Here is a 21,412-nt window from a genome sequence, read left to right on the forward strand (position 1 = left end):
TCTGTAAAACCTACCATCCTCTCAATTCTCACCCATACACTCTTAGAAGAATAAATATTTTTGATCAAAAGATGCCGTTGGAGGTTATTTTTGAGTAGATAACAATCTTTTATCGGTGTATTTTCATATTATCTGATAGAATTTGACACAATAATCCCTGGTGTTCGGTACAAGTTGCAGGCAATGGATTCCATAATATGCTGCGCATGTGCTTTTGAAAGTCCAACGTATCTTGCTATTCCAGCACCATATCATATCCTTTATCGGCATAGACAAGTGCTTTCCGTGGCAATTTAGTTTTCTTTAGGTGTGTTTCTAAGTGTTTCATATCACTTTCATTGACAGCTGTCGTTTCCTCGGCAAGCGCCAATCCGTTTTCATCCGTTACCGTGTGACGCTTGTAACCGAAGTGGAGCTTTCCCATCTTCTTTACCCAACTGGCTTCTGTGTCTTAGTAGTACTATCAGGAACAATATCTTCCATGCCAAGACCTGTAAAACGGCTGAAAGACAGGCAGTCGTTAACCTGATCTTCAACTTCTCCGTCACTCAGACCATACCAGGTGCGGAGTAATTCAATCTTGAATAAAACAAGGCTGTCATAGCTGGGCCGGCCAGTAGACTTATAGCCTTTTGTATAAGCCACTTCTATTATAGCACGAATAGGTGTCCAATCAATGATTGTATTTATTTGTGAAAAGAATGTCTGCTTGACCTTTCTTTGGCCAAGGAATAGGTCTGCAAAACTTGGAGAGGATAACTTTTTGTAGAAGGGGTTTTGCAGAGGTCTCATATTGATATTTGAACCAAGGACGAAATCTCCATATGAAACATTGGGAATCAGTCCTATATGTTTGTTGTTTATATTGTTTGAGTGGCAATGTGGACATTGAAACTCAACTCCCAATCTAGAGCGTAAAGTGCCGAAGCGTTCTCGTATATTCATTTTTTTTGGACTACAAACTACAAATATAGCAAAAGGCAGAGAATCTATCCCTGCCTTTATGCCTAATTATTTAGAACAAAATTTATTTTCAGGCAGTTCTTCTGATAACTCCCAATCTGGAGCATTACCCATTACCTATACCTAGTCTTTTTATGTGGAATATTAAGAATAATTACTTTATGTGTTTTATCAAAGAAGAGAATCCTATCAGGAATAGACTCTATAGGATGTATATATACATTATCTGCTCTTTGTAGTATTTTATATTTTACATTGTCTACAAATTCTCCAGTGAGAGCTATTGTGTCGAATTCTATCGAAATTAAATATAAATTCTCGATCTCTGACTTATATCCATTTCTCTTTTTTATTTCTGTAGTATGCAATGTGCCATTTTTTTTATTATATAACATAAGATTTATAACTACACAGGTTGTGTCGGAAAGTTTATACTCTCCGACATAACTCTTTGAAATCTTATATATTGTATTTGACGAAATCATACACCCAGAAAAGAGTAAAGTTAAAGTAATAATAAGAAAAAATATTTTATTCATCTGTTTTAGAATTTACGCTGTCTATATTTTGCCTCCAGTTAACTGCGTCCCAGCACCAAACCATCTATGCATAGAACCAAAGTTACGTTCTACTTTGTAGCGTGTCTTACTTATCGCAACGTTGATACGCTGCAGCCTTTCTGTAATTTCATGTCCTCTTGTTCCTTTATGCATGATACGACTTTTGAGTTTCATACTCATTTTGTGTAGAAGTCAATGATTTTTGTAAGTGCTCTTCGACAAACATCACAAAATTCGGGGTTTTCATTGGTTCTCATTCGACAATCCTGCATAGGTCTATACACTCCTTTAACAGAATAGCCTGCGCCTTCATATACTCCAACCTTATTTTTATTTGCTGGGGTTGTTGGGGTGGGGATGAGAGTGTTTTTCTTAATTAAATCATTCCATTTCGATTTGAAATCAACCAAAGTCGTAATGTTTTCCTCCCATGGTTCAATATCATGAGGATACATAGGAATTTGTTCTGCTTCGTATGCGTATTCGTCGGCGAGTCCTGCAAAACTATGTCCAAACTCATGAACTATCACGGGGCGTGTGAGGCGATGATGGGCCATTGACAGGTTATAGGAATTGAGAATGCCTCCACCACCATAATGATTTGTGTTCACTAAGACGATGATATGCTCATAGGGAATCCCAGCAAGCCAATCGTGCAAGTCTTTCAGGTTGAGCGTAGTCAGATATCTATCACTATAGAAAGTATCAAAATGACTGCTTAGTGCTGTATTCTTCCATATTCCCTTTGAAGGTTCGCTGGTTCCACTATCTTTTGATGGTGCTTCAACAGCAACAATAGAAAAACGGTCTTTCATGCTTTTGAAAGGTTCATGTGCAAACAAAGCTTCCATTGTGTTTTTAACATCATTGATAAATGTCGGCATTTCAGAAGTTTGATATCCTTCTGCAATATAGGCAATGTGAATGCAGTTGGTAGAGTCTTTCGGAGTAAGCATTTCAACAAAGGGAGTACGATTGTTGTATCCAATTTTACGAATGAGGATGTCTCCCGGCGTAACTTGGTGAGTAAAGCTCACCTGCGTTTCTCGTCTGTTGTTCTTTAGTTCTATAGTAATATCCACAGTATCTTTTGGCATAGGGACAAGAAACACATTTTCAAAACTACGTGATGTTTTCTTTGCCTCATCGTATGATAGCCATTCCTGGAAAAGCGTGGAGAAAGAATTGCGATAGATAACAGCATTTGATTTATGGTCGCGAACTATAATTTGTCCATTGCCTTCAACAGGAAGTTCACTCAGTCGCTTATGCTTTCCATACCAGTGGGGCGAACAATTGAGCTTGTCTAATGCAATCTGTTGATGATTAACATCACCTAAAAAGATATAATCAATTCTAAGTGTGTTATCAGTAAAATACTCGTCAAAGGATTGTGCTTTGAGTTGTAAACTTATAAAAATAACAATGAGAAGGCAGATTTTTTTCATATCAGATTCATTTCTTTAAGGAGTTGCTGGATATATGGGCGTTGCCAATCATTTATGTGCATTTTCTTATCGCCATATTTTAAAATATCGATATCAATAACAACTATCCCTTGCCTTCTCAATCGGTCTGTGTTGCCACATGTTAGTTCCATTTGTTTGATGTCTTTAAGAATCATATCAAGTGGTTCGGCCGTAGAACATAGTGCAATACGATTGATGAAATCGGGAGAAACAATACCAATTGGAGTTGTATACATCGGCTTAGAGAAAATGATATTAGGGAAATGCTTCCTCAAAACCATTTCTGCATGCGATAGATTATGCCGTGGATTGTAATTAGACCCTATGGCTATGATGATTTGTTTTTCGCCAGCCATGTTGCAAAAGTACTAATAATTAATAAAAGCCATCATAAAATCTTGTAGTTTTTTATTTGTTTTTGTAAATTTGTCGGCATGGTAAAGAAATTGTCCCTTTTCTTGTTTGCAAGTTTGCTTAATATATCCAATGTGTCGGCACAGATGCGTTGGAATTCTATTTATCAAAGCTATATTGATCAATATAAAAACTTAGCCATTGAAGAAATGCTCCGATATAATATTCCTGCGAGCATAACATTGGCACAGGGTATTTTTGAAAGTAGTGCTGGTCGAAGCGAACTCACAGTAAAAGGCAATAATCACTTTGGAATCAAATGTCATGGCTGGGGTGGTAATACAATTTATCATGATGATGATGAACGCAATGAATGTTTTCGAGCTTATGACAATGCGAAACAAAGCTATGAAGATCATAGTAAATTTTTAAGTCAAAACACACGTTATCGCAGTTTATTCTCTCTTCAACGTACAGATTACCGTAGTTGGGCTCGCGGTCTGAAGGCTTGTGGATATGCAACTAATCCTGTTTATGCAGATAAGCTGATAGAGCTGATAGAACTTTATAAATTATATGAACTTGATCGTGCTGAGCATTACGATAAGTTCATGGCTAAACGAGGAGGATATGATAAGCCCATTACGCAGGGCATGACGCTTCACCCTATAAAGATTTATAATAAGAACTATTATATCATTGCTCGTGCAGGTGATACGTTCAAAAAGATTGGGCAAGAGGTGGATCTCTCTTATCGAAAGATTGCAAAATATAATGAACGCAATAAAAATGATATTCTGCAGCCAGGAGAAGTTATTTATCTCAAGAAGAAACAAAAGCATGCTGATAAAGCCTATAAAGGACGTCCCCACATCGTGAAACCTAATGATAGCATGTATAGCATTGCGCAATTCTATGGCATTAGATTAAAGAGTTTGTATAAGATGAATCATCTTTCACCCGATTATCAACTTCGTGTTGGTGATGTGTTGAGAGTTTATTGATAAACGTTTAGTTATTAATGCCATAACCGAAGAGAGCAAAGTCTCCTTTTAATGGGTCTTCGGGGAAAATCTTGCACAACTTTTCTGTAAGTTCGCACGCAACTTTCATACTTGTTGATTTTGTCTTTATCAATCCCAATCGATTTGCCTCTTGAATAACATGTGTATCAAGGGGCATGATTAATGTTCGCTGGTCAATGATATCATTCCATAAGCCTAAGTCAACGGGAGACTCTTTTCTAATCATCCATCGTAAGAACATGCAAAGTCTTTTGCAGCTTGATTGAGTGTTTTTGGGAATGATATGTGTTTGTCCTACTTCGTTAAAATAGGAACAAAATGCTTTAATGAGTGTGATTGCTTTATGATCAGGAGCATGATAGGTAGCAAACTTCTCTAAAGAGCCATAGGTGATGAGTAGTTGCTTTAGTCTATATAAAAAGCGATTTATTATATGGTTTGTATATAGCCTGTAAAAGCTTTGTTCATTGTCTGGGATATCGTGCTCATAATTTCCTGAAAGAATCCATTGAACAAGTTTTGTTTTCGAGCAGTCAAGGATATACTGAATCTTAGGGAAAAATAATTCTCGTCTACCATAACTCATACATGATGCAATAAAGGCCATAACTTCTTTGTCGTGTTTCTCTTTGGGGATATGCATGAACAAAGCGGGATCTTTTAAGAGAAAGTCCTTTGTTTCATACAGAAGAGCTGCTTCCTTTAGTATTCTAATGGTCTTATTGTTCATGTATGATTCTGATAGTTTAGAGTTAAGCACTATTATGGTAGTGCTACAATCCATCTCAAAGGATGGATTGTAAAGCTTCAAGCATACCTTTAGTTTGAATGAGATCAAGATATTCTTTAACCATATCGGTTAGTCCTGGTATGGTTTTATTCAAATCTTCATGCCACACATAGTCGAAGGCAAGCACTCCTTCAGCTACCTTTCTCGTGTCTCCTGTGCTCCATAGCTCTTCCAATTTCTCGATGATTTTTTGATCATCCTTAGGGAGGATAGGCGTCCCGTCCAGTCGTTTTCCACCTTTATAATAAGTGATGATGGCTGCTAAACCCATTACAAGCCCTTGTGGAAGTGAGCCTTTCCTTTTCAAATATATTTTGAGTCCAGGTAAATCTCGTGTTTCAAACTTAGGGAAAGCATTAAGCATAATAGATGTAAGCTGGTGGTCTACAAATGGGTTTTCAAACCTCTCAAGTACATCTGTTGCAAATTTGTTTAGTTCTTCTTCTGGTAAATCCAATGTCTGCATGAGTTCATCAAATTGTACCTTGCGGATGTATTTTCCAACTAATGGATGCTCACATGCATCACGTACAATGTTTATGCCACCTAAAAAAGCTACGGGAGAAAGTACGGTGTGTGGTCCATTAAGCAAAGTTACCTTACGCATGTGATAAGGTTTTTCGTTATCTGTAATGAGGACGTGTAAACCGGCTTTGTGTGCAGGAAATTCTTCTTGTAATTGGGCAACAGTCATATTTTCAGCTTTTTCGATTACCCATAAATGGAAATTCTCTGCCTTTACCACAAGATTGTCCTTATAACAAATCTTATGTTGTATTTCATCAATGTTTTCGCGTGGAAATCCTGGAACAATTCTGTCTACAAGGGTAGCACATACATAGCAATCTGCTGTAAACCATTCCTTAAAACCTTCATAGTCATTTCCAAAGTCCTCTTTCCATAGTTCGATATACTGATAGATACATTCTTTTAATCGATGGCCATTAAGGAAGATCAATTCACATGGCATGATAATCATTCCTTTGTCATGAGCACCATTAAAATATTGATAGCGATGGAATAAAAGCTGAACCAATCTACCTGGATAGCTTGATGCGGGGCGATCTGTAAATTTACAAGTCGCATCAAAGGCAATACCTGCTTCGGTGGTATTTGATATAACAAAACGCATGTCAGGTTGCTCTGATAGTGCCATAAAGGCTTCGAATTGTGTATACGGATTGAGTGCGCGGCTGATGACATCAATACGTGTAGTTGTATCAACAGATTTCCCATCCTCTTTACCTTGAAGATTCACATGGTAAAGACAGTCTTGACCATTCAATCGGTCTATCATACCATGTTCTAAAGGTTGTACAACTACAACTGAAGAGTTGAAGTCGGTCTTTTGATTCATGTTGAAAACAATCCAATCAACAAAGGCGCGTAGAAAATTACCTTCTCCAAACTGGATGATTCTCTCTGGCATTACACTCTTTGGCGCTGTACGACAATTCAGTGATTTTAATTCTTTCATGATTTGTTTTTAGTTTGGTTACATGCTATTTTTGTTTGCAAAGATAATCATTTTGTAAGGAAGTGCATTGGTGTCCAAATAAAAAACAACGTAAAGGTTTACGCTTTGTTTTTATCAAAATATAAAATCATTAATAATGTAGATTTTAATAAGAAAATACATTCATAAACATTAAATGCCAGGCTGTTGAATGGCATGGATAAGCTTTTTGGATATTAACTTTATAAAAAATGTTAATGAATTAGGTGTTATTAATATAATTCATATATCTTTGTTTTCAAATGAAACAAATAGTCTTATCTGTGTAAGCGAATAACTTTCAAATTATTCCGAAATGAAACTAATAATGCTATGAGACAAGAAATTGTCTGCCTTAAACAATACTTGGTAAAACCAAATAAAGCGAATGGCTCAAAGATCAGTGGCTGATGAGTAAGCAATGCCTTGTCGAAGGGAGAACAATTCTTCCTAAAATGTTGTCGGCTAAATAGAATATTGTCGGCTAAAGTTAAGAACAAAATATAATAAAACCAAATACAATAACAATCGATTATGTGGAAACTGTTAACCCCACCGGCCTATAAAGCAGAACAGACCGGCCCAGAAGCCGACGCAAGGTACAAGAAACTGCGCTGGCAAGTCTTTTTAGGTATATTCATTGGATATGCTGGATTTTACATTGTTCGTAAGAATTTCTCAATGGCAATCCCAATGCTTGCCAACTTTGGATTTGAGAAAGGTGAGCTTGGTATCGTACTTTCTATGAATGCCATCGCCTATGGTTTTTCAAAGTTTATTATGGCGAGCATCTCCGATCGTAGTAATGCACGTACATTCCTTCCATTAGGTTTGATAATGGCTGCAATTTCGATGCTCTTTATGATTGTTCCTATTCAGTGGATAGGTGCCGATCATAAGTCATTTGCTATCCTGCTTATGGCAGCGTTGAACTTCCTTGTGGGTTGGTTCAATGGAATGGGGTGGCCTCCCTGTGGACGTGTAATGACTCACTGGTTCTCTATTAAAGAACGTGGAACCTGGATGTCGTTCTGGAATTGTGCCCATAACGTGGGCGGTGCATTGGTAGGTCCAATGGCCGTTTATGGTGCACTCTGGTTTGGTTCGTGGTTCTATGGTGCCGACGAACAACGTTATTTCCTCATCGGAACTTATGCATTTCCAGCTGCAGTAGCTATCTTGATAGCGCTGATGGCTTATAGTATGATTCGCGATACACCACAATCTTGCGGTTTACCTTCAATTGAAAAGTGGAGTGGCTCGGCTTCAAAGAACTATTCAGAGAAAGCTGAAGAGGTGCTCTCGACCAAGGAAATCTTCAAGATTGTATTGACAAACAAGTTCCTTTGGTATATTGCTTTCGCTAATGCTTTCGTTTATATGGTGCGTTATGGTTGTTTAGACTGGGCACCAACTATTCTTACCGAGCGTGGTATTGATATTAAGAGTGCTGGCTGGGCATACTTTGCCTATGAGATGGCAGCCATTCCTGGAACTATTATTTGTGGTTGGCTTTCAGATAAAGTGTTCCAAGGTCGCCGCGCGCTTCCTACGATTTTGTTCATGATACTCGTGGCTATAGCTATCGTTGTCTATTGGCAGAATATTGATAATGTGAATGTCGTTATAGGCTGTTTGATAGCCATTGGCTTCTTGATTTATGGTCCAGTGATGCTTATTGGTGTACAAGCGCTTGACCTGGCTCCCAAGAATGCAGCTGGAACAGCAGCCGGACTGACCGGTTTCATGGGTTATGTGCTTGGAACAGCATTGTTGGCTAACATTGTTATTGGCTATGTAGCTGAAGCAGCCGGATGGAACTGGACTTTCATCCTTCTGATAATTGCTTGCCTATTCTCTATCCTTTTCATGGGTTTAACCTATCGCGAGGAGCAGTATTTGGCAAAGAAAGCACAAGAAGAAAAGTAAGAGATGTTAAAATAAATCATAAACAACTAAAACCAAAAGAAAGATGAAGACTCTTTACAGATTAGGACTCTTGGGGTTAGCAGCCGTATCAGTCCTGTCCTCTTGTTCTGATGAGCAGGAGTTCACCAACGAGAACACAGATGCAAAGCGTATTGCAGTGCAGCAGATTTCTCCAGAGATGGCTAAAGTTCGTGACTATGTGCCTTTGTATGCTTGCATGGCACATCGTGGTTCAACCTATTGGGCTCCAGAAGAGACCGAAGCTGCATGGCGATGGGCACGAAACATGGGCGCAGACTATTTGGAAAGTGACCTCCAGGTAACAAAAGATGGTGTGGTATTGGCCAACCATGATGAAAATCTGAAGCGCACAACAAATATCGAAGATGTATTCTCTGATGAAGTTCCAACTGTACGTAAGGATTTCTATCGTAGTTTCCGTAATGCCGATGGCAGCCAGCATTTCACAGAGGCTGATATTGAGGCACAATATGACCGCGACAAGAAAGATTTCCGTTCAAATTACACCTTGTCTTATTACTATGCCGAGTTGTTGATGCTTGACGCTGGTAAGTGGTTTAATGATGCTACACCAGAACAGGAGCGTGCTTCTTTTGCAGCAAGACACAATGGTAAAGTAGTATATAGTGCCAGTGGTGCGCCTTCTATTCAATATTCAGATGGCTTGTATGTTTCTGCTCTTCAGGATCAGATTAACTATGCTATGGGTAAGATGCTCAATCGCGATGCTAATGGTCGCCGTGTTCTTACCTACAAGATTAAGCCTGAATATCAGAACATGACTTTGGCTGAAATCTACAAGGCTGCAAAGGCTGCAGTAAAAGTTGACGAGCCAAGTGTAGTAGGAAACAAGGCTGCTAAATACATGGACTTCGTTGAATATAGCTTCGGCGACAAGAACGGTTCTACGGCTTATGTCAATGACCCAGCCGACAATGGCAACCGCCCTGGTATTTATCCAGAGTTTAAGGAGTCATGGTTGAACCCGAAAGACATCGAGATTCGTGTTTATAACATTCTTGATGAATGGGGTTGGAACATTATTACAAAGCCAGAGAGCGTAAGCAGTCCTTTCTATAAGAATGGTAAAGTGAACGTGGGTAACACCAATGGTAAGGTTGTACTCCAAACCTTCTCTTTTGATGCTTTGCATCGTGCTTATGGTGTGTTTAAGGGTAAGGTGCCAATGTGCTACTTGCTGTGGATTACTAAACCTACACCTTATGCTACTGATATTGCTTTCGATACACCTTCTGGTTATGCAAGCATTATCAAATATGCACAAGACAATGGTGCACACATCATTGGCCCATCTATCGCAGGTGCTCCAAACAACTATCCTGAAATGAACAAGCCTTGGCAAGCTTATATGATTCGCAAGGCGGGTATGCTTAACCATCCATATTCATTCGATTCTGATGCTCAGATGAAGAGAAACATGGGTTATTATGTAAACTTCTGGGGACAGAACCCAACAGAGTTTGATGATGTTCTCAATGTAACTGTACAGCCTACTGCTTACACAACATTCAAGGAACCTGACACACATCCTGTTTACATGGATGGATATTTCACCAATCGTTCGGAGATTTCTCTCCATTATATGATTGAAAACGGATTCCGTTGCAATGCTAAGCTCGCTAATCCTTTCCATCCCGGACAGCTCTATGATAACTCTCAGGCACCTTCTAAGGTACCTAATGCCGACACTGTTCTCGATGCTTTAGGTTATTAATCAGGAACAAAATACCATCAAACAATCAAAGTAAGAAACGAATATGAAGAAATATATGTTGATGCCTCTGCTGGCTCTCACTGCATTGTCAGCAAACGCACAGGACTTCGACTCTAAACCGACCGTAACTATCGACAACAAGGCCGAAGACCTTCATTTCACCGTAGGAGCTCGCTTCATGGCTGATGCAGCCTACTATCATACAGATTTCACTCCAATGCAGAGTGGTGCAGCAATTTCAGATGCACGTATCCGTACCTCATTGACCTATCAGAATTGGTATTTCTATGCTGATTTCGGCTTCGGTGGCGGTAAGTTCAGTCAAAAGAACATCTTCTTGCAGTATGCTCAGGAAGACAGCAAGGGTGGCCGTCATGCCATCAAAGGTGGTTATTATAACGATGCCGCTGGTTCTATGGCTCGCAACACCTCATTAGGTAGCTATCACTTCATCTCACGTGCAGGTGCTGCAAATGCCCTCGGTGAAGGTCGTGAGTTGGGTATTACCTACAAGTATACCAATGATCACTTCTTGGCTTACCAGGGTGTGTTCACCGAAAATCAATACAACAAGATTGAGGCTGGTTATAATGGTCTTGTATTCTCAGGACGTTATCTCTATCGCCCAATCATCGACGAGAATCAAACCTTGGCTATAGGTGGAAACGTACGCTTCCAGCATGTTGGTGGCGGTGTTACCGAAGACAATGTGTTGAAAAAGACGGTGAAACTCGGTCAGAGCATGGAAACCTTCGTGGATGAAGACGAGCAGTTTGTATCTTGCGAACTTCCTTGGGCTGAAAACGTCTTTGACGCAGGTGCAGAAGTACTCTATCACAACCAGAAGATGTTTGTTCGTGGTGAATATCTTTACAAACATGTTACCAAGAAACGCGACTCAAAGACTCTCTTTGATGCCAGCAACAACAACATCGATACTTGGGGTACACTTGATGCATGGGTTGCTGCCAATCCATTGCGCTCAAACAATTTCCATGGTGGATATATCGAAGCAGGTTATATGATTTTCGGTAATCCTTATAGCTACGATAAGAACGAAGGTGTGCTTCGTGGTTTGAGTGGTCGTTCATTGGAAATCGTTGGCCGTTTCAACTACACAGGTTTGAACGACATCGTGAAGGGTGAATACTTCTCTGTAGCTCGTAACCAGTATTATCCTGATGGCTACATGGCTGACTGGCCTTACAAATCAACAAGTGTTGGTGGTGGTGCCGTTCGTTCTTATACGCTCGGTTTGAACTACAGCTTCAACAAGTTTGCACAGGTGATGGTTGATTATACTTATCATCATCTGACAAAGGACTTCTTGCCTTACGACAAGAACTTCCATGAGGTTCAGGCTCGTTTGCAGTTCGTATTCTAAAGTTCTATCTCTATAGATTAGCCTCCTCTAAACTTACGTCTTGATGACGAAAGCAGAGTAGAGGCTTTTCCTTAACTCTCTAAAAACTATAGTGCCAGACATTCATTTTGTCTGGCACTTTTTTGTTTCCAAAAACTCCGGCATTTTCATTTATGAATGTTAATCGTTACAATCTTAAATAAGTTATTGCGGAATAACTTTCGCCGAGCGCGGAAATGCTAAACCATTCGGGAAATGACTTTCGCCGAGCGCGGAAATGCCAAACCACTCGGGAAATGAGTTTCGCCGAGCGCGGAAATGCCAAACCACTCGGGAAATGAGTTTCGCCGAGCGCGGAAATGCTAAACTACTCGGGAAATGAGTTTCGCCGAGCGCGGAAATACCAAACCTTTTGCGGAATGATTTGCGGGAGGCCCGCAAGCACCAAAACTTTAAAAAAGAGGTTTGCGGGAGGCCCGCAAACCTTATATCAGAGGATGATGAAAGATTGTATGATGGAAAGGAGTTGATTGGTTCTTATGAAGCCAGTTCGGCCAACTCTAACCAGCGCATGCTCTTTTCGTCTAATTGTGCTTTTAAGATAGGCAGTTGTTTGCTCTTTTCGGTGAGTTCTTCAACAGAAAGATTGCCAGAACACAGCGATTCTTCAATGTGCTTACACTCTGTTTCAAGTTGTTCGATTTCTTTTTCCAACTGCTCAAACTCCCTTTTTTCCTTGAAACTCATCTTTCGGCGACTCTCATGATGATAGTCTGCCTTGGGTTTAGTTTCTTTGGGTTTGTTTGTTTTCTCCGCCTCTTCTTTTGATTTCAGATGCGACCATTCACGATATTGCGTATAATTGCCTGGGAAATCTGTGATTTTTCCTTCGCCTTCGAACACTAACAGGTGGTCGATTACCTTATCCATGAAGTAGCGGTCGTGGCTCACGATAATCACGCAGCCGGGGAAGTCTTGCAGATATTCCTCCAACACTTGCAGTGTTTGAATATCGAGGTCATTTGTTGGTTCATCCAAGACCAGGAAATTCGGATTTTTCATTAAGATGGTGCAAAGATAAAGTTTGCGCCGTTCGCCTCCACTTAGTTTATAAACGTAGTTGTGTTGTTGCTCGGGCGTAAACAAAAAGTATTGCAGAAACTGACTTGCTGTCATGTGACGGCCCCCTCCGAGGTCGATGTATTCAGCAATATCTGTAATCACATCAATAACTTTTTGTTGCTCATCAAACTGCAATCCATCTTGTGAGAAATATCCAAAGCGCACGGTTTCTCCGATGTCAAATTTGCCACTATCGGGTTTTTCTAAGCCCAAGAGCATTTTGATGAATGTTGATTTTCCCGTACCATTGTTGCCCACAATGCCCATTTTTTCAAAACGTGCGAAGTTATAATAAAAGTCTTTCAGAATGATTTTATCAGGGCTCCATGCTTTGCTGACATACTGGCATTCGAAGATTTTAGAACCAATATACACGTTGTTGGCCTTCAATCGCAATTGGCGTTCTTCAATGCGCTGCTTGGCCTTTGCTTCTAAATCATAGAAGGCATCTTCGCGATATCGTGCTTTGTGGCCTCGCGCTTGTGGCATGCGCCTCATCCAATCTAATTCTTTTCGATAAAGATTGTTTGCGCGTGCAATTTCAGCCCTTGCATTGTCAATGCGTTCTTGCCTCTTTTCCAAATAATAGCTGTAATTGCCTCTATAGGTATAGATGGTGTGATTGTCGAGTTCAAGAATGACATTGCATACTCGGTCGAGGAAGAAGCGGTCGTGTGTGACCATGAACAAGGTTTTATTGCCGCGGTTGAGATAGCCTTCAAGCCACTCAATCATCTCCAAATCCAAATGGTTTGTGGGCTCGTCTAAAATGATAAAATCGGGTTCGGTGATGAGAACGTTGGCCAAGGCAACGCGCTTTTGCTGACCGCCACTAAGCTGTCCCATAGGCTGCTGCAAGTCAGTAATCTTCAGTTGGGTGAGGATTTGTTTCGCTTTGATGATTTTTTCAGGACTCCCTTCGTGGTTGAAGCACGCATCGAGCACGCTTTCTTGCATGTCGAATTGAGGGCTTTGCTCAAGATATCCTATGCGAAGGTCGTTGCGATAGATACATTCTCCGCTGTCTTTTCCTTCTTTGCCAGTGAGAATAGAGAGCAAGGTAGATTTTCCAGTGCCATTCTGTGCCACAAGTCCAACCTTCTGTCCTTCGGCAATAGAAAACGAAATATTTTCAAAGAGAACCTGCGCGCCAAAATGTTTCGTTAGTCCTTGGACGTCTAAATAGGGTGTTTGTGCCATTATAACGTTTTATTTATTTCGTCAATATAATCAAGAAGCTCGTCACGTCCAAGTTTCTTTTCAGATGAAGTGATGAAGTAGGGGGGCAGAGTTTCCCATCTGTCTTTCAGCTGATTCATCCACTTTTGCGCATTTTGTTTAGCCTTTCCAGCTCCTAATTTGTCGGCCTTAGTGAACACAATCGTAAAAGGAACATTGCTTTCGCCAAGCCAATCAATAAATTCGCGGTCAATCTTTTGCTGTTCATGGCGTATGTCAATGAGAACAAAAACATTGACCATTTGCTTGCGCTGTAAGATATACGATGCAATCATTTGCTCTAACTTCTGCTGTACGGTCTTTGAACGTTTTGCAAAACCATAGCCGGGAAGGTCTACCAAATACCATTCATTGTTGATGATAAAATGATTGATTAGGAGGGTTTTCCCTGGAGTTGCTGAAGTCTTTGCCAATCCTTTGTGGTTGCAAAGCATATTGATTAAGCTTGATTTTCCAACGTTAGAACGGCCGATAAAAGCATATTCCGGCTTGTCATCCTTGGGACACATACTAACTGTTGGCGCTGAAATAACAAATTCCGACTTTTTGATTTCCATATAATCTATATTTTTTATTTGCAAAGATAACAAAAAATATTATCTTTGCAGTAAAAGAATGACAATATGAAACTAATCAGTTGGGGTTTTATTGGTTGTGGAGAAGTGACGGAAAAGAAGTCTGGTCCAGCTTTCAATGAAGTCGAAGGCTCTCATGTTGAAGCCGTGATGAGTCGTAGTGAGACCAAAGCCCGTTCGTATGCAGAACGTCATCATATTCGTAAATGGTATACAGATGCACAGGAGTTGATAGATGATCCTGACGTTAATGCCATATATATTGCGACACCTCCATCAAGCCATGCTACCTTCGCCATTATGGCAATGAAGGCAGGTAAGCCTGTTTATGTTGAGAAACCCTTAGCTGCAAGTTATGAAGATTGTGCTCGAATCAATCGCATTAGCGAACAAACAGGTGTGCCATGTTTTGTCGCTTACTATCGCAGATACTTGCCTTATTTTCAGGAAGTGCATAGAATATTGAATCAAAATTTGATTGGCAATGTGACAAATGTTCAGATACGATTCTCTGTTCCTCCTCGCGATCTCGATTATAAAAGCACCGAAAACCTTCCTTGGCGTTTGCAACCGGATATTGCGGGCGGTGGATATTTCTACGATCTCGCTCCACATCAGTTGGATATTCTGCAAGAATTATTTGGGGTTATCATTCGGGCGCATGGCTATTGTGCTAATCGTGCACATCTGTATAAAGCTGAAGATACTATCAGTGCGTGTTTTCTTTTTGAGAATGGACTACCAGGCAGTGCTTCATGGTGCTTCGTTGGTCATCAAAGTGCAAAAGAAGATTGCATAGAAATCATTGGCGAAAAGGGTTCGCTTTCATTCTCAGTGTTCAATTATGACCCTATACGCCTTGTGACAAGTGAGGGAACTGAGAATATTGTTGTGCCTAATCCGCCCTATGTTCAGTTGCCAATTATAAAATCAGTGATAGAAGATTTACAGGGATTTGGACTTTGTACATGTACGTCGGTCAGTGCAACTCCTGTGAATTGGGTTATGGATCGTATTTTGGGTAAATTCTGATAATCTGATGAGAAATAGGAGAATCTTTGGTATAGTCATCTTTGTCGGACTATCAATGCATGTTAACGCTGATGAACAACATCAGAAAAACTCTTTCTTCAATAAACTTTATAGTATAGTGAAAGAGTTTACTCGCGTTGACTCGAACTATATAGAAGCACAAAAATACAACTATGCGGCCATGCTTCAAAATACCAATACTTACGAGATGTATCGCATATCGAATAGCAAACATCAAACAGTAGACTTAGCTCCAGATCCCAGTTATAAGGTAGGACCATATTTCGGGTGGCGATGGATCTTTTTAGGTTATACCTTAGATGTTACGCACTTGTCAAGTAAAAACAAGCGAAAGGGTATTGATCTAAGCCTATATAGTAATCAGTTGGGTATTGATTTATTCTATCGCACAACAGGAACCGACTACCATATTCGCAGGATAAATCTCAATGATAACCAGAAAATAGATGTCAGCCCATTGAAAGGAGTTAACTTTTCAGGTTTGCATGCAGAGATTCGTGGATTCAATTTATATTATATTACGAATCATAAGAAGTTCTCATATCCGGCAGCTTTCAGTCAAAGTACATGTCAAATTAAGAGTGCAGGTTCACCGATTCTTGGTATAGGATATACACATCAGAAACTTTCTATGGATTGGAATGCATTCTGTGATGTTGTAACAGACCACATCGGACCAGTTGCAGGACTAAATAAAGCAGAACTTGATAGCGCAGGCTTGTCCGTTAGCCGTGTTAAATATGACAACTATTCAGTTATGGGAGGCTATGGATATAATTGGGTTTTTGCTCGACATTGGTTGTTTGATGCCTCTTTATCGGCTTCTTTGGCCTATTTACATACAATCAGTGAAGCTGAGAAACAGCAGAACTTCTTCCGTCTTAATAAGTTTACTATTGATGGAATTGTACGATTAGGAATAGTTTATAATAACTCAAAATGGTTTGCTGGAGCAAGCTCTATCTTCCATACGTACAACTATCATGAAAAAGAATTTTCGACGAATAGTGTCTTTGGGAGTGTAAATTTCTATGTAGGTTTCAATTTTGGAAAGAAGAAATAGAAACTATTTCTCTTTTCCAACCCTGATGATTCGTATACCTGTCTGCATCGGATGCTTTGCCATGTAGGTGCGAAGTAACATCGGCTCTTCTACAACCTTATGTCTAACTTGGCTTGCATTGAGCATGTGTAACCCATCTTTATGCCATACTGCAATGCCTATATGACTTGTATCTAATCCTTTTTTCGAAGTAATAATGGCGATGATATCACCATCTTTGATTGTATTTCGGCATTGTATGGTATTTGTAATCATATCCTTTGGAATGTAGTTGAACTGTTTGCCAGTCAAGCTTTGTTCCATTGTTCTAATCTCTTTAACCCATTCAGGGTGAGCCTTGAGCATAGGATAGTTCTCAATATGGCTACTCATATAGTCTGTTTTTACAGTTTGTATCTTTGTAAAAGGCGGTTTCTTCGACTTAATTTCGTAAACAAACCCAAGTTTATTGTTGTTGCTAATCCAGTGCGTAAAGTAGTGCAATCTCGTGGGATAGCCTACTTTTCCATCTTCATACCTAAGCATTCGGAGGTAATAACAAAAGTCTAAGAAGGTGGGTTGCTTCTTGTTTTCTGTACATAGTGTTAATGCAAGCACATTTTCTACATAGGTTGTACAATCTAATTGATGCAGATTGACAATCAATTGTTCTTCTTTATTGACTTCTAATGTTTGTGCTACATAAGGGATTCCTATTAGTTGGCGCGCATAAAAGAGGATAAGATTTTTGTCTTTTGCAAGTTTTTTCCCTTTGTTTAGTAGTTGCATTACTTTAATGCTGTCTGATTTTGTATAATTGATAGCAGCATACGATGGTATTGTGATGATAAAAAGTAATGCCAATAAGATTTTCTTCATTTTTATATTTTATGTCTAAATCCTTATAATTTGTTTTACCCCTTTTACCGTTTTCAGTTTCTTGATGAGTTGATTCAGTTTACTATTGTCTTCAATCATCAACACTACATTACCACTAAAGAGTCCATCGTGCGAATCAATATTAATGGAACGCATCGTAAGCTTATCCTCTTTAGAGATAATATTCGTGATATTGCTTACAATTCCAATATCATCATTGCCAATGATTCGAAGTGTAATGGCATATTGGCTTGTTCCTTTTCCACTCCATTTCGCCTTAACTATGCGATAGCCAAAGCGTTTCCTGAGTTCTGGAGCATTAGGACAATTATTGCGATGGATAGTGATACCGCCATTAACCGTAACGAAACCGAAAACATCATCACCATAAATTGGATGACAACATTGGGCTAATTTGTAATCAATTCCTTTCAGATTACGATCTATAACAAGTACATCATCATTCTTATATGCAAACTTTTCGTTGGGATTTTCATATTCAAAGTTCTTTGCACTCTCTGCTTGTTTTGTCCCATTATCATGGTCTCTAAGTTCCAAGTAGCGTTCAATGACAGTATTTGCATCAAGCTTTTCATCTGCAATATCTTTATAGAAGTCAGATGTTTCTTTATATCCCATCTTCTTTATGACATGGGACATCATACTTTCTTCTATTTCAATTTTTTTATTTTTGAATCGTCTTTCTAAGAGTTCTTTTGCATACAGTCCATCTTTGGCTTGCGTTTCTTTCAATGCAAGCCTTATCTTTGCTTTTGCTTTTGCACTTTTTACAATGTTAAGCCAATCTCTTTTAGGCTTTTGACTGCTTTGCGTTTGTATTTCAACTGTATCGCCTGAATGCAGCTTTTCTCTGAAACCGACAGCCTTTCCATTGATTCTTCCTCCTGTACAAGTGTTTCCTATGTTTGAATGTATATGGTAAGCAAAGTCCAAAATAGTAGCACCCTTCGGGAATTTCAGCAAGTCTCCCTTCGGTGTGAATACATAAACCTCATCTTCATAGAGATCCATTTTGAACTGATCCATAAGTTGGAGGTCATCATTATTCTCTAAAGCAGACCGTATATTGGCTAACCATTCATCTATTCCCCCTTCACTTTTGATCCCTTTATAACGCCAGTGAGCTGCTAAACCATGTTCGGCAATCTCGTCCATGCGTTCTGTTCTGATTTGCACTTCTACCCATTTGTTCTCTGGACCAAGTACTGTGATGTGTAAACTCTCATATCCATTGCTCTTAGGAACGCTCAACCAATCGCGCAATCGCTTGGGATTAGGTTGATACATATCTGTAATGATAGAGTAAGCTTGCCAACATTGCATCTTTTCTTTCTCCAAAGGAGCATCAATAATGATGCGAATGGCAAAGAGATCATATATTCCTTCGAACTTACATTTCTGTTTTTTCATCTTCTGCCAGATGGAATGTATGCTTTTCGTTCGGCCTTTCATGTGGAATTTTAGGCCAGCCGATGCAAGCTGCTTTTCAATTGGTTCAATGAAACGTTTAATGTAAGCATCGCGTGAAGACTTAGTAGCGTTTAGAGAATCCTTTATCATATAGTATACATCATGCTCAAGATACTTTAAGCTAAGGTCCTCTAATTCACTCTTAAGTTTATACAAACCAAGTTTATGAGCGAGTGGGGCATAGAGATAGTTTGCCTCTTCACTCACTTCCTTTTGCGCGTCTTTTGCCTGCGTGTCGCGTATCTGACGCATGAGATTAACTCTGTCTGCTATCATGATAAGTATTACACGCATGTCTTCAGAGAATGAAATCAGTAGGTTTCTAAAGTTTTCACTCTCAATAACGGGATTCTTCTTGTATAGATTATGAATTTTAACTAAGCCATGAACGATTCGGGCAACTCCTTCACCAAACTTACTTTTGATGTTGTCTATGGTCAAATGACCATTTAAGATAAGTGGAAAAAGCATGGTGGCAAGTACACCTTCTCGTTTTAATCCAATCTCATCAACTGCAATTTGAGCCGTACGAAGTGCCTGCAATATTGGATTTAATCCGAAGATATCGCGTTGTACATGCCCCTCATCAATAGCTGTTATCAGCTGTTCTCGTAGTTGTTGTTCGTCATCTTCCTTTAAGGAGGTGCCTATAATTTGCCGAAGATGAAAGAGTATCTCCTTTGTTTCTTCAAGTTCCGGCTTAGTAAATTCAAATTTATCCATATTTATTGATGTTGTTGCCTCAAAAGATCATTCACCGTTTTTACGGGATTAAATGTTTCAAGAGGCACTTCTACAAAAATTGTATTCCAATTACTCATCGCACCATTCCACAGACCTGGTAGCTCTTGTGCTTTTAGTTCGCGCCCGTCTTTACTTTTGTTTGTGATAAATCCTGTAGAATGATCGACGTAATTAGGTAGAGTAAAGGAATTACCTTGGTAGTCTTTAATCGCACAAACCAAATCAACGGGATTGAAATGTGTGCCATTTCTAAACATCTCTACATAGGCTTTGTTGCTCTTGTCTATCTGACTACTCTCCAAGATTTGTGGACTTATTGTTCCATCTTCATTGTATGTTAGGAACGGACCTCCTCCTGGTTCGCCTATATTCTTTACGACTCCACAAACTCGTATGGGACGATTTAGTTTTTCTTTAAGATATTCTTTTAAATCATTATCATTCAGTTTATTGATATCTTTCTTGTTACAGCATAATACTGTTTGTACGAATTGCTTAATTTCTTCCAGCTTTTCGTGATTACAATCTTTGGTTTTTAATTGTTTAATATAATCGAAAACCTTTTGTTGTGTATCAACTAATATTCCTGCAAGTAGCTGTTTATAGGTAACCGTTGAGGATTTAAGTCTGTCGGGAACAACGTTATCGATATTTTTGATGAACACAATGTCGGCGTCAATTTCATTAAGATTCTCAATCAATGCACCATGGCCTGCAGGGCGGAATAGCAAACTTCCATCTGCATTTCGGAAAGGAGTATTATCTGGATTGACAGCAATTGTATCAGTACTTGGCTTTTGTTCTGAGAAATTAATATGATATGTCACACCAAATTGCTTGGCTAAATGGTCTGCTTTTTCTTTAACTTTAGTCTTGAATAATTCCAAATGGTCATGACTAACTGTGAAATGAATGTTTGCTTCACCATTACAATCAGCGTAAAGTGCAGCCTCTACCAAATGTTCTTCCATCGGTGTACGAGGGCCATCAGCATAGTTGTGAAATAAAAGTAAGCCTTTGGGCAGGTTACCATAGTTCAGTCCGTTGCTTTGTAATAACTGACTTACGATATCTTTATATCTATTTTCAGCAAGCAAAGTAGGGATATCTTTCTTTAGATGCTGTTGACAAGCTTCGTTTAGTGTGTCATAGAAGGCAAACTTCTTTAATCCTTCAAAGAATGTTTTCTCAAATTCTGTTGTTGGAACCTCATAAGAAGCCGAAAGAAATGCAAACAAATCTTTGAACATTCTGCTTGCCGCACCGCTTGCTGGGACAAATTTTACTATCTTATGGGATTGTTTTTTATATTCTTCCCAAAGCTTAATATAGTTGGCTTGCACTTCGTTTGGTGGTGCGATAATCCCATTTCCTACTGCTGCAGCAGCTTCAAGATGCAAAAAAGGGAAGCCCTTTGCAAAATGATTTAATTGTACTTCAATCTGTTGTTCACTGATTCCGTGTGATGCTATTTGCTTGAAATCTTGCTCTGTTAGTGCCATATTTCTTTCGATTAGATTAAAATTTTCGTTATACAACGACAAATTCACAATAATTTTCTGT

The 21,412-nt window shown here is 39.3% G+C and carries 18 protein-coding genes and 2 pseudogenes; 6 read left to right on the plus strand and 14 right to left on the minus strand.

Translation table 11 applies throughout. The features are described 5' to 3' along the window. Positions 1-128: 128 nt before the first annotated feature. The 6 genes and pseudogenes from HMPREF9420_RS15055 to HMPREF9420_RS00960 form a co-directional block, all read right to left on the minus strand. Positions 129-242: pseudogene (locus HMPREF9420_RS15055) on the minus strand (IS5 family transposase); the annotation flags it as partial. Beyond that, on the minus strand, positions 236-424 hold the full coding sequence (locus HMPREF9420_RS15060; RefSeq protein WP_007133501.1) for a transposase: 189 nt from the start codon (positions 422-424) through the stop codon (positions 236-238). The pseudogene HMPREF9420_RS15055 and the gene HMPREF9420_RS15060, both read right to left, overlap by 7 nt. Positions 425-429: 5 nt before the next feature. Next, positions 430-945 (minus strand): transposase, encoded by a 516-nt coding sequence (locus HMPREF9420_RS15065; RefSeq protein ID WP_248628059.1) that lies wholly within the window; start codon positions 943-945, stop codon positions 430-432. A 605-nt stretch (positions 946-1,550) separates the two neighbouring features. Further along, a pseudogene (locus HMPREF9420_RS00950) lies at positions 1,551-1,697 on the minus strand (IS5 family transposase); the annotation flags it as partial. A 2-nt stretch (positions 1,698-1,699) separates the two neighbouring features. Further along, on the minus strand, positions 1,700-2,971 hold the full coding sequence (locus HMPREF9420_RS00955) for a M64 family metallopeptidase (RefSeq protein WP_007133505.1): 1,272 nt from the start codon (positions 2,969-2,971) through the stop codon (positions 1,700-1,702). Beyond that, the gene (locus tag HMPREF9420_RS00960; RefSeq protein ID WP_007133506.1) at positions 2,968-3,348 is read right to left on the minus strand and encodes a 2-amino-4-hydroxy-6-hydroxymethyldihydropteridine diphosphokinase; all 381 of its coding nucleotides are present in this window, start codon (positions 3,346-3,348) and stop codon (positions 2,968-2,970) included. Before HMPREF9420_RS00960 ends, HMPREF9420_RS00955 begins: the two co-directional genes overlap by 4 nt. Positions 3,349-3,426: 78 nt before the next feature. Here HMPREF9420_RS00960 and HMPREF9420_RS00965 point away from each other — a divergent pair, with 78 nt between their 5' ends. Next, positions 3,427-4,350: a glucosaminidase domain-containing protein gene (locus tag HMPREF9420_RS00965; RefSeq protein ID WP_007133507.1), complete on the plus strand. Its 924-nt coding sequence runs from the start codon at positions 3,427-3,429 to the stop codon at positions 4,348-4,350. Positions 4,351-4,357: 7 nt separating this feature from the next. Here HMPREF9420_RS00965 and HMPREF9420_RS00970 read toward each other — a convergent pair whose 3' ends face one another. Both HMPREF9420_RS00970 and HMPREF9420_RS00975 read right to left on the minus strand, forming a co-directional pair. Beyond that, the gene (locus HMPREF9420_RS00970; protein ID WP_007133508.1) at positions 4,358-5,101 is read right to left on the minus strand and encodes a TIGR02757 family protein; all 744 of its coding nucleotides are present in this window, start codon (positions 5,099-5,101) and stop codon (positions 4,358-4,360) included. 55 nt (positions 5,102-5,156) lie between these two features. Next, positions 5,157-6,638, minus strand: coding sequence for a tagaturonate reductase (locus HMPREF9420_RS00975; protein ID WP_007133509.1), 1,482 nt, complete (start codon positions 6,636-6,638; stop codon positions 5,157-5,159). Positions 6,639-7,190: 552 nt separating this feature from the next. On the opposite strand from HMPREF9420_RS00975, the gene pgtP reads away from it, so the two are divergent. Genes pgtP through HMPREF9420_RS00990 form a run of 3 tightly spaced genes read left to right on the plus strand, consistent with a single transcriptional unit; the run spans position 7,191 to position 11,725 of the window. After that, positions 7,191-8,585, plus strand: coding sequence for a phosphoglycerate transporter protein PgtP (pgtP, locus tag HMPREF9420_RS00980; protein ID WP_007133511.1), 1,395 nt, complete (start codon positions 7,191-7,193; stop codon positions 8,583-8,585). A 43-nt stretch (positions 8,586-8,628) separates the two neighbouring features. Continuing rightward, positions 8,629-10,341, plus strand: coding sequence for a glycerophosphodiester phosphodiesterase family protein (locus HMPREF9420_RS00985; protein WP_007133512.1), 1,713 nt, complete (start codon positions 8,629-8,631; stop codon positions 10,339-10,341). Between the two features lie 43 nt (positions 10,342-10,384). Beyond that, positions 10,385-11,725 carry a hypothetical protein gene (locus HMPREF9420_RS00990; protein ID WP_007133513.1) on the plus strand — a complete coding sequence of 447 codons (1,341 nt, stop codon included), beginning with the start codon at positions 10,385-10,387 and terminating at the stop codon, positions 11,723-11,725. Positions 11,726-11,908: 183 nt separating this feature from the next. On the opposite strand, the gene HMPREF9420_RS13790 is transcribed toward HMPREF9420_RS00990, so the two are convergent. From HMPREF9420_RS13790 to yihA, 3 genes are all read right to left on the minus strand, one after another. Beyond that, positions 11,909-12,145, minus strand: coding sequence for a hypothetical protein (locus tag HMPREF9420_RS13790; protein WP_147625579.1), 237 nt, complete (start codon positions 12,143-12,145; stop codon positions 11,909-11,911). Between the two features lie 96 nt (positions 12,146-12,241). Next, complete coding sequence (locus HMPREF9420_RS00995; RefSeq protein WP_007133514.1) at positions 12,242-14,026, minus strand: ABC-F family ATP-binding cassette domain-containing protein; 1,785 nt, start codon at positions 14,024-14,026, stop codon at positions 12,242-12,244. After that, positions 14,026-14,622: a ribosome biogenesis GTP-binding protein YihA/YsxC gene (gene yihA / locus HMPREF9420_RS01000; protein ID WP_007133515.1), complete on the minus strand. Its 597-nt coding sequence runs from the start codon at positions 14,620-14,622 to the stop codon at positions 14,026-14,028. The genes HMPREF9420_RS00995 and yihA overlap by 1 nt, the downstream gene beginning before the upstream one ends. 66 nt (positions 14,623-14,688) lie before the next feature. Here yihA and HMPREF9420_RS01005 point away from each other — a divergent pair, with 66 nt between their 5' ends. Then, positions 14,689-15,672 (plus strand): Gfo/Idh/MocA family protein, encoded by a 984-nt coding sequence (locus tag HMPREF9420_RS01005; RefSeq protein ID WP_007133516.1) that lies wholly within the window; start codon positions 14,689-14,691, stop codon positions 15,670-15,672. Between the two features lie 7 nt (positions 15,673-15,679). Then, entirely contained in the window at positions 15,680-16,756 is a 1,077-nt protein-coding gene (locus HMPREF9420_RS01010; protein ID WP_007133517.1) for a DUF4421 domain-containing protein, read from the plus strand. A 3-nt stretch (positions 16,757-16,759) separates the two neighbouring features. On the opposite strand, the gene HMPREF9420_RS01015 is transcribed toward HMPREF9420_RS01010, so the two are convergent. Genes HMPREF9420_RS01015 through HMPREF9420_RS01025 form a run of 3 tightly spaced genes read right to left on the minus strand, consistent with a single transcriptional unit; the run spans position 16,760 to position 21,351 of the window. Continuing rightward, the gene (locus tag HMPREF9420_RS01015) at positions 16,760-17,614 is read right to left on the minus strand and encodes an N-acetylmuramoyl-L-alanine amidase-like domain-containing protein (protein ID WP_007133518.1); all 855 of its coding nucleotides are present in this window, start codon (positions 17,612-17,614) and stop codon (positions 16,760-16,762) included. Between the two features lie 15 nt (positions 17,615-17,629). After that, positions 17,630-19,828 carry a RelA/SpoT family protein gene (locus tag HMPREF9420_RS01020; protein WP_007133519.1) on the minus strand — a complete coding sequence of 733 codons (2,199 nt, stop codon included), beginning with the start codon at positions 19,826-19,828 and terminating at the stop codon, positions 17,630-17,632. 2 nt (positions 19,829-19,830) lie between these two features. Continuing rightward, entirely contained in the window at positions 19,831-21,351 is a 1,521-nt protein-coding gene (locus HMPREF9420_RS01025; RefSeq protein WP_007133520.1) for a DUF4301 family protein, read from the minus strand. Positions 21,352-21,412: the final 61 nt, after the last annotated feature.

The sequence above is a fragment of the Segatella salivae DSM 15606 genome (assembly GCF_000185845.1).
GTDB classification, from domain to species: domain Bacteria; phylum Bacteroidota; class Bacteroidia; order Bacteroidales; family Bacteroidaceae; genus Prevotella; species Prevotella salivae.